This is a genomic window from Sphingomonas sp. (assembly GCF_042091075.1).
Taxonomy (GTDB): Bacteria; Pseudomonadota; Alphaproteobacteria; order Sphingomonadales; family Sphingomonadaceae; genus Sphingomonas.
The window spans coordinates 1-7,339 of the sequence record NZ_JBELIE010000161.1 but is presented as its reverse complement, the minus strand read 5'-3'; the positions used below and the strand labels follow the sequence as shown (position 1 = coordinate 7,339).

Annotated in this window: 10 protein-coding genes; 2 read left to right on the top strand and 8 right to left on the bottom strand. The window is 67.2% G+C overall.

Going from position 1 to position 7,339, the window contains the following annotated elements; translation table 11 throughout:
• Positions 1-184 precede the first annotated feature (184 nt).
• On the top strand, positions 185-322 hold the full coding sequence (locus tag ACFDSW_RS13830) for an entericidin A/B family lipoprotein (RefSeq protein ID WP_375250865.1): 138 nt from the start codon (positions 185-187) through the stop codon (positions 320-322).
• Between the two features lie 60 nt (positions 323-382).
• On the opposite strand, the gene tatC is transcribed toward ACFDSW_RS13830, so the two are convergent.
• From tatC to argS, 8 genes are all read right to left on the bottom strand, one after another.
• A complete protein-coding gene (gene tatC / locus ACFDSW_RS13825; protein ID WP_375250864.1) occupies positions 383-1,180 on the bottom strand; it encodes a twin-arginine translocase subunit TatC in 798 nt (265 codons plus the stop codon).
• Complete coding sequence (tatB, locus tag ACFDSW_RS13820; protein WP_375250863.1) at positions 1,177-1,653, bottom strand: Sec-independent protein translocase protein TatB; 477 nt, start codon at positions 1,651-1,653, stop codon at positions 1,177-1,179. Before tatB ends, tatC begins: the two co-directional genes overlap by 4 nt.
• Before the next feature lie 29 nt (positions 1,654-1,682).
• Complete coding sequence (locus ACFDSW_RS13815; RefSeq protein WP_375250862.1) at positions 1,683-1,925, bottom strand: twin-arginine translocase TatA/TatE family subunit; 243 nt, start codon at positions 1,923-1,925, stop codon at positions 1,683-1,685.
• A 30-nt stretch (positions 1,926-1,955) separates the two neighbouring features.
• Complete coding sequence (scpB, locus tag ACFDSW_RS13810; protein ID WP_375250861.1) at positions 1,956-2,528, bottom strand: SMC-Scp complex subunit ScpB; 573 nt, start codon at positions 2,526-2,528, stop codon at positions 1,956-1,958.
• Between the two features lie 3 nt (positions 2,529-2,531).
• Entirely contained in the window at positions 2,532-3,272 is a 741-nt protein-coding gene (locus tag ACFDSW_RS13805; RefSeq protein ID WP_375250860.1) for a segregation and condensation protein A, read from the bottom strand.
• 68 nt (positions 3,273-3,340) lie between these two features.
• Complete coding sequence (locus tag ACFDSW_RS13800; RefSeq protein WP_375250859.1) at positions 3,341-4,345, bottom strand: glycoside hydrolase family 3 N-terminal domain-containing protein; 1,005 nt, start codon at positions 4,343-4,345, stop codon at positions 3,341-3,343.
• 75 nt (positions 4,346-4,420) lie between these two features.
• Complete coding sequence (locus ACFDSW_RS13795) at positions 4,421-5,158, bottom strand: SPOR domain-containing protein (protein ID WP_375250858.1); 738 nt, start codon at positions 5,156-5,158, stop codon at positions 4,421-4,423.
• Positions 5,158-6,885 (bottom strand): arginine--tRNA ligase, encoded by a 1,728-nt coding sequence (gene argS / locus ACFDSW_RS13790; protein ID WP_375250857.1) that lies wholly within the window; start codon positions 6,883-6,885, stop codon positions 5,158-5,160. Before argS ends, ACFDSW_RS13795 begins: the two co-directional genes overlap by 1 nt.
• A 174-nt stretch (positions 6,886-7,059) precedes the next feature.
• Here argS and ACFDSW_RS13785 point away from each other — a divergent pair.
• Positions 7,060-7,339 (top strand): hypothetical protein (locus tag ACFDSW_RS13785; RefSeq protein WP_375250856.1); only part of this gene is annotated, 280 nt, incomplete at its 3' end.

The window sequence follows — 7,339 nt, the reverse complement described above, 5'->3', positions numbered from 1 at the left end:
CCAACGCAACAGGCCCCGCAACGGTCCCCCCCCCCCCCGGTGACGTTTTCGGGCCTATTTCGTGGTGCGCCCTCGCCGCCGCAATTGCCCGCTCCTGTGGCTTTTCTGCTCGATTGATCCATTGCACGCGCGGAACGAAGCCGTGCACCGCGCATTGACGCTGCGAATTTTGAGGAGGTCAACGATGCGTAAAGTGATCACGATGGCGATGCTTGCTGGCGCGATGCTGGTAACGGCGTGCAATACGGTGGCCGGCGTCGGCAAGGACGTCTCGTCGGCGGGCGACGCGGTCACCGACACCGCGAACGACGTCAAGAAGTAAGCGGTACCGCGCCCGTCCTTCCTCGCCCACGCGGGGGAGGACGGCCGCCTCCAGCGCGGCCTATTCGGCCGCTGACTCCCCATCATCGTCCAGCACGGCGGCCGTCTCCTTGGCGCGCTTGCGCTCCGTGAACCAGATACCGACGATCGCCAGCTCATAGAGGATGACCAGCGGGATCGCGAGCAGGAGCTGCGAGCCCACATCCGGTGGCGTCAGCACCGCCGCGATCGCAAAGGCACCGACGATCGCGTAGCGCCGCGCACCGATCAACTGGGTCCGCGTCACGATCCCCGCGCGCTCCAGCAGCATCAGCAGCACCGGCAGCAAGAACGCCGCTCCGAAGCCGAACAGGAACTGCATCACGAAGCTGAGGTAGTTGCCGATCGCGGGCAATGCCTGCTGCTGTACGCCCCCTACCATGCCAGAAAAACCGAGCAGGAAATGCAGCGCCATCGGGATGGCGACATAATAGGCCATCGCCGCGCCGGTCAGGAACAGCACCGGTGTCGCCAGCAAAAACGGCAAGAGCGCGCGCTTTTCCTTCCGATACAGCCCCGGCGCGACGAATTGCCACAGCTGGTTGGCGATCACCGGGAACGAGAGCATCATCGCCGAGAAGAAGGCGACCTTGATCTGGACGAAAAAGGCTTCGAACAACTGGGTGTAGATCACCGTCTTCTGCCCGGCCTGCAACAGCGGCTGGACGAGGAAGCCGAAGATGTCCTCCGCGAAATACCAGCAGACCGCGAACGCGGCACCCACAGCGGCGATGCAATAGAGCAGGCGCCGGCGCAGTTCGAGCAGGTGATCGAGCAACGGCGCGCGGCTGGCGTCGAGATCGTCGGCGATGTCGCTCACGAAGGGGCCTTGTTCTGGTCGGGGTTCTGGCCGGGCGCGACGGAGGCCGTCACCCCGTCGGAGACCGGCTCATCACCGGGCTTGGCAGGCGACGATGCCGGTGCCGCCACGACAACGGGCTTCTCGACCATCACCACCGGCTGCGCGGCAGGATCGTCATCATGCCCGTCGCGCACGGGCGGAGGCGGCAGCATCGGCTCCGTCCCCCCGGCCTGCGCCGTGGGCGGGGGAGGAGCGAAGGGATGCTCGCGCATGATCCGCTCATTCTCCGCCTTCCACTTCTTTTCCATTTCCTCCAGCTCGGCCTCGCGCACCATCTCGTCGAAGCCGGAGCGGAACTGCCTTCCGACCGCGCGTGCGCGCCCGACCCAATAGCCGACCACCCGCATCGCCTTGGGCAGGTCCTTGGGGCCGATCACCACCAGCGCGATGAACGCGACCAGCAGGAATTCGGATGGAGCGATATCAAACATTCAGCGCGCGCCGTCGATGCGTCGTTCGATCAGCGACGGTCCTCGCGCACCCGATCGGCATCGTGATCGAACGCCGGCTCGGCGGAGGACTGCGCCTCGATTCGCGGCTTCGGCCGGTGCACGGTATCGTCGTCCTCCTCCGCCATACCTTTCTTGAAGTTCTTCACGCCTTTGGCGACGTCGCCCATCAAGCTGGAGAAGCGACCCCCGCCCAGCAAAAGGATCGCGACCACCGCGAGGATAAGGATATGCGGAAGGCTGAAGCTGCCCATGACGAAAAAAACTCCTGAGACGAATGTTATCTAGTCTTCCTCGTCGCCGTTTTCCACAACGAGTTGATCAAAGGCCAGATCGACCGGATCGAGCAGTCCAGCGGCCCGCAGGTCGTCGATGCCCGGCAGATCGCGCCGCGTCTTCAACCCGAAATGTGACAGAAATTCGGGGGTAGTGGCGAACATTAGCGGCCGCCCCGGCACCTCGCGCCGCCCGGCGGGCCGCACCCAGCCCGCCTCCATCAACACGTCGAGCGTTCCCTTGGCGGTCTGCACCCCGCGGATCGCCTCGATCTCGGCGCGGGTGACCGGCTCGTGATAGGCGATGATCGCCAGGGTTTCGATTCCCGCGCGGCTCAGGCGGCGCACCTCCTCGCGATCGCGCCGCAGCAGGTGCGCCAGGTCCGCCGCGGTCTGGAAATGCCAGCGCCCTCCACGTTCGACCAGTTCCACCCCCCGCCCGGCATAATCGCGCGCCAGTTGCGCGAGCGCCGCCGGCACATCGCAATCGGCGACATAGGCACGGATCGAATCGACCGTCAGCGGCTCGGTCGCCGCGAACAGCAGGGCCTCCACCGCGCGTGTGCCGGTCGCTTTCGCCATCGGTCAGGCTGCTGCCGGTGCGCGCAGATACAGTGGCGCGAACGCGCCGTCCTGCTGCAACTCGACCCGCCCCTGCCGCGCAAGTTCAAGGGCGGCGAGAAAGCTGGACGCCAGCGCCGAGCGCCGCAGCGCCACGCTCGCCATTTCCGGCAGGAAAGCCTCGATCGCACGCCAGTCCACCGCGCTGCCAACCAACGCCGCGACGCGCGCGATCGCGGCGTCGAGCGTCATCACCTCGCGGTCGCGAACGACGTGCATCACCGGACGCGAGCGGGCGCTGACCCGGCCATAGGCAGCGATCAGCTCGTACAGGCTAGCAGTCCAGCGCGCGGTGCGGATCACGCGCAGCCCCTCCGGCGCGCCCCGCCGAAAGACATCACGTCCCTCCCGGTCGCGCGCCATGAGCCGCGCGCCCGCTTCCCGCATCGCATCGAGCCGTTCGAGCCGCAGCTGCAGCCGCAACGCCATCTCCTCGGCGTCGGGCTCCACTTCTGGATCGCGCGGCAGCAGCAACGCCGACTTCAGATACGCCAGCCACGCCGCCATGACGAGATAATCAGCCGCCAGCTCCAGCTGCAACGTCCGCGCGCGCTCCACATAGCGGAGATATTGCTCGACCAGTTGCAGGATAGAGATCGCCCGCAGATCCACCTTCTGCGCGCGCGCGAGCGACAGCAGAAGGTCGAGCGGCCCTTCCCATCCTTCCAGGTCGAGCGTCAGCTGTTCGGGCACGGGCGGCGGCATGACGCCACCGTGGCACAAGCGGCGACGGCGCTAAAGCGGGTCGTAGGATCGAGATGGAGGGAAGGATGCTAGGCGGGCAGCGCCAGCAGCCGATCGCGCTTCTCGATCAGCTCGGCCATGTCGCCAGCAGGCGGAGCCAGCGTCGCCATCGCCCGGTCCAGCCGGGCGCGCGAGGGCGCGGCGATATCGCCCAGTCGGTTCACGATCTCCTCCATCTCCGGCATGCGCGCCCAGCAATCGAGCACGATGTCGCATCCCGCCGCGATCGCGCCGGCGGCCTTGTCACCCGCCGAGCCGGACAAGGCCTTCATGTCGATATCGTCGGTCATCAACAGGCCGTCGAAGCCGATCCGCCCGCGGATGATCCGTTCGATCACCACCGGCGACAGCGTGGCGGGCCGTTCCGGATCCCAGGCGTCAAACACGATATGGCTGGTCATGCCCATCGGCGCGTGCGCCAGCGCGCGGAACGGTGCCAGATCCTCTTCAAGCTCAGCGTCGGACGCACTCACCCTCGGCAAGGCGTGATGCGAGTCGAGCAACGCGCGCCCGTGGCCCGGCATATGCTTGACGACGCCAACGACGCCGCCCGCCGCCAGCCCTTCCAGCGTCGCGCGGCCGATCGCGCCGACACGCATCGGTTCGCGACCGAAGGCGCGGATCGCGATCGCCTCGGTCGTGCCCTCGCGCGCGACATCGAGGATCGGATGGCAGTCGACGGTGATGCCGACCTCCGCCAGCATCAGCCCCAGCGCCTGCGCGTTCGCGCGCGCCGCTTCGATCGCGGACATCGGGGCCAGTTCGTACAGGCGATCGAATTCGGGACCCGCGGGAAAGGCGGGCCAGGCCGGCGGCCCCAGTCGCGCCACCCGGCCGCCCTCTTGATCGACCAGGATCGCGACATCGTCCCGTCCCTCGAGCGAGCGCAGCGAATCGGTCAGCGCCCGCACCTGCTCGCGCGTGTCGATGTTGCGTTTGAACAGAATATAGCCGGCGGGACGCGCCTCGTGGAAAAAGGCGGTTTCCTCATCGGTGAGCGACAGGCCGGACAGGCCGAAGATGACGGGCTTCATGCCCCGTCTCTTAGGGCAGCCGACCGCGACAAGGGAATGCCCCGCGCGACCAGCCCCATAGCTCGCCGGAAAGGGTCAGCTAGTGACGAAACATCCTTCGCCCGCGACCTTCAGGCGCCCGCAGATGTCCGCGGCGGCACCCGCGCTGCCCGCGTTCACGCGCAGGCGATAGACGGTACGGCCGTTCACCGTGGCCGGCTGCACCACCTTGCCCAGCGTCGCGACATAACCGAACCTTTTGGCGATCGCGCTCCACGCCGCGGTCGCCGCCGCCTCGCTCGGAAAGGCGCCCAGCTGCACCAGCGCCCCGCCCGATCCGGCGCCAGGCACCGGCGGGGACGGCGCGGTGACCGGGCGTTGCGCGCGCAGCGGCGCCGCGGTCTGCGGCACCGCCGCGCTGGCGGTGGGGGCGCCATCCGTCGCGGCGACCGGCGCCGGGGATACCGCCGCGGGGCGGGTGATCGGGGCTTCCGGCACTGCCCGCAGGTCGATCGCACCATTGGCGCTGCTGCCCGCGCTGGCGGCGATCGCCGAATCGCCCTCGCCCTCCACCTTCAAGCCGCCGGGATCATCCGGACGAACCTTGTAGTCACCTTGCTGCGCGGCGATCAGCGCGCCTTCGCCGGTGCCCCCCCGCTGGGCCTGGATCCGGTACAAGGCGAACAACAGCCCGGCGAGCGCGATCAACCCGATCAGCACCAACAGAACGATGCGACCGACCGGCGCACCATCCGCCGGCTCGGACTCGATCGTGTCGAGCCACGGCAGCCGATCCTCGTCGCGCAAGACGTTGACCGGGTCGTTCGCTGTCATCAGTGCATCTCCGTCACCGCCTCCACGCCCATGATGGAGAGCCCATTGCGGATAATCTGCCCGATCGCAGAGGCCAAGGAGAGTCGTGCGGCCGTCAGCGCCGGATCGTCCAGAATCAGGAACCGGCGGTCGGGGGCATCGTTGCCGACGTTCCACGAGGCGTGGAACTCCGCCGCCAGATCGTAGAGATAAAAGGCGATGCGATGCGGCTCGCGCGCCGCGGCGGCGGTTTCGACGATCCGCGGGAATTGCGCCGCCAGCTTCACCAGCGCCAGCTCACGAGCGTCCAGCCTGGAAAGGTCCGCGCCGTCGGCGGCGATCCCCGCCTCCGCCGCGCGACGATGCAGCGAATGAATCCGCGCATGCGCATATTGGACGTAGAAGACGGGATTTTCCTTCGACGCCTCGACCACTTTGGCGAAGTCGAAATCCATCTGCGCATCCGCGCGCCGGGTCAGCATCGTGAAGCGCACGACGTCCTTGCCCACCTCGCGCACGACATCCGCGAGCGTGACGAAATTGCCCGCACGCTTCGACATCTTCACCGGCTCTCCGGCACGCAGCAGGCGTACCATCTGCACCAGCTTCACGTCGAACCGCACCCGATCCTCTGTCAGCGCCGCCACCGCCGCCTGGATACGTTTCACCGTGCCGGCATGATCCGCGCCCCAGATATCGATCAACTGGTCGGCGTTGCTCGCCTTCTGATAATGATAGGCCATGTCGGCGCCGAAATAGGTCCAGCTGCCGTTGGACTTGCGGATCGGGCGGTCCTGATCGTCGCCGTAACGGGTGGAGCGGAACAGCGGCAGTTCGACCGGCTCCCAATCCTCGGGCGTCTCGCCCTTGGGCGCCTCCAGAACCCCATCATAGACCAGATCGCGCGCGCGCAGCACCGCCTCGGCAGCTTCCGGCTTCTTCGCCGCCTGCAATTCGGCTTCGGACGAGAAGATGTCGTGGTGGATGCCGAGCAGCGCCAGATCCGCCTTGATCAGCGCCAGCATCGCGGCGACCGCGCGGGCACGAAACGGCGCCAGCCATTCGCTCTCCGGCGCGTTCACATACCGGTCGCCGAATTCGGTGGCGAGCGCCTGACCGACCGGGACAAGATAATCGCCCGGATACAATCCTTCCGGGATCGCACCAATATCGTCGCCCAGTGCCTCGCGATAGCGCAGGTGCGCCGAGCGGGCGAGCACATCGACCTGCCCGCCGGCATCGTTGACGTAATATTCGCGCGTCACCTCGTGGCCGGCGAACTCCAGCAGGCTCGCCAGCGCATCGCCGACCACCGCGCCGCGGCAGTGCCCCATGTGCATCGGACCAGTCGGGTTGGCGGAGACATATTCGATGTTCACCCGCGTGCCCTGTCCGTGCGTCGAGCGCCCATAATCGGCCCCGCCCGCGTGGATCGCCGCGATTTCATGACGCCAGACATCGTCGCGCAGGCGTAGATTGATGAACCCGGGCCCCGCGACCGTCACGTCGCTGACCTCGTCGATCGCACGCAAGGCGGTCGCCAGTGCCTCGGCAAGCTGGCGCGGGTTCGTGCCAGCGGGCTTGGCCAGCACCATCGCGGCGTTGGTGGCCAGATCGCCATGGGCGGTATCGCGCGGCGGCTCGATCGTCACATGGCGGCGATCAAGCCCGGCGGGCAGCGTTCCGGCGGTCGTCAGCGCATCGAGTGCGGCATCCACATGCGTGGCGAAGCGAGTGAAGAGCGTCATAGACGCGGCGCCTTAACCGAAGCCGCCTGTTTCCGCAAAAGCCGCGCTGCGCAATCAAGCAACGCGATGCGCTTGCACGAATTGCAAGCGACATTGCCACACCGGCAATTGTCATGTTGCAGCGCACCATTCACATTGCAGTGCAGCAATAGTTCTGACTTGGGGGTCTTTTCCATGCGCACCATCACCATCTTCGCCGCCGCCGCTGCCGCCCTGATCTCGACGATGGGCATGGCCGCCGAGCCGGCGCAGCAGACGTTCACCCGCGATGGTCACACCTATGTCTACACCCAGACGCAGCGTCAGGACGGGCGCACCGTGATCGAAGGGCGTGAGGTGGGCTCGAACAGCCGCTTCCGCCTGCTCGTGAACGGCAACCGCGTGACCGGCCATGCCAATGGCTTCCCGGTGGCGTTCCGCGCCAACCCGGTGGCGACCACGGTCGCGTCGGCCA

What these genes read in the sequence shown, in the direction of transcription:
- tatB (WP_375250863.1), bottom strand. Translation starts at nt 1,653, where the DNA reads ATGTTTGATATCGCTCCATCCGAATTCCTGCTGGTCGCGTTCATCGCG.
- ACFDSW_RS13800 (WP_375250859.1), bottom strand. Translation starts at nt 4,345, where the DNA reads ATGAAGCCCGTCATCTTCGGCCTGTCCGGCCTGTCGCTCACCGATGAG.
- ACFDSW_RS13830 (WP_375250865.1), top strand. Translation starts at nt 185, where the DNA reads ATGCGTAAAGTGATCACGATGGCGATGCTTGCTGGCGCGATGCTGGTA.
- ACFDSW_RS13795 (WP_375250858.1), bottom strand. Translation starts at nt 5,158, where the DNA reads ATGACAGCGAACGACCCGGTCAACGTCTTGCGCGACGAGGATCGGCTG.
- ACFDSW_RS13815 (WP_375250862.1), bottom strand. Translation starts at nt 1,925, where the DNA reads ATGGGCAGCTTCAGCCTTCCGCATATCCTTATCCTCGCGGTGGTCGCG.
- argS (WP_375250857.1), bottom strand. Translation starts at nt 6,885, where the DNA reads ATGACGCTCTTCACTCGCTTCGCCACGCATGTGGATGCCGCACTCGAT.
- scpB (WP_375250861.1), bottom strand. Translation starts at nt 2,528, where the DNA reads ATGGCGAAAGCGACCGGCACACGCGCGGTGGAGGCCCTGCTGTTCGCG.
- ACFDSW_RS13805 (WP_375250860.1), bottom strand. Translation starts at nt 3,272, where the DNA reads ATGCCGCCGCCCGTGCCCGAACAGCTGACGCTCGACCTGGAAGGATGG.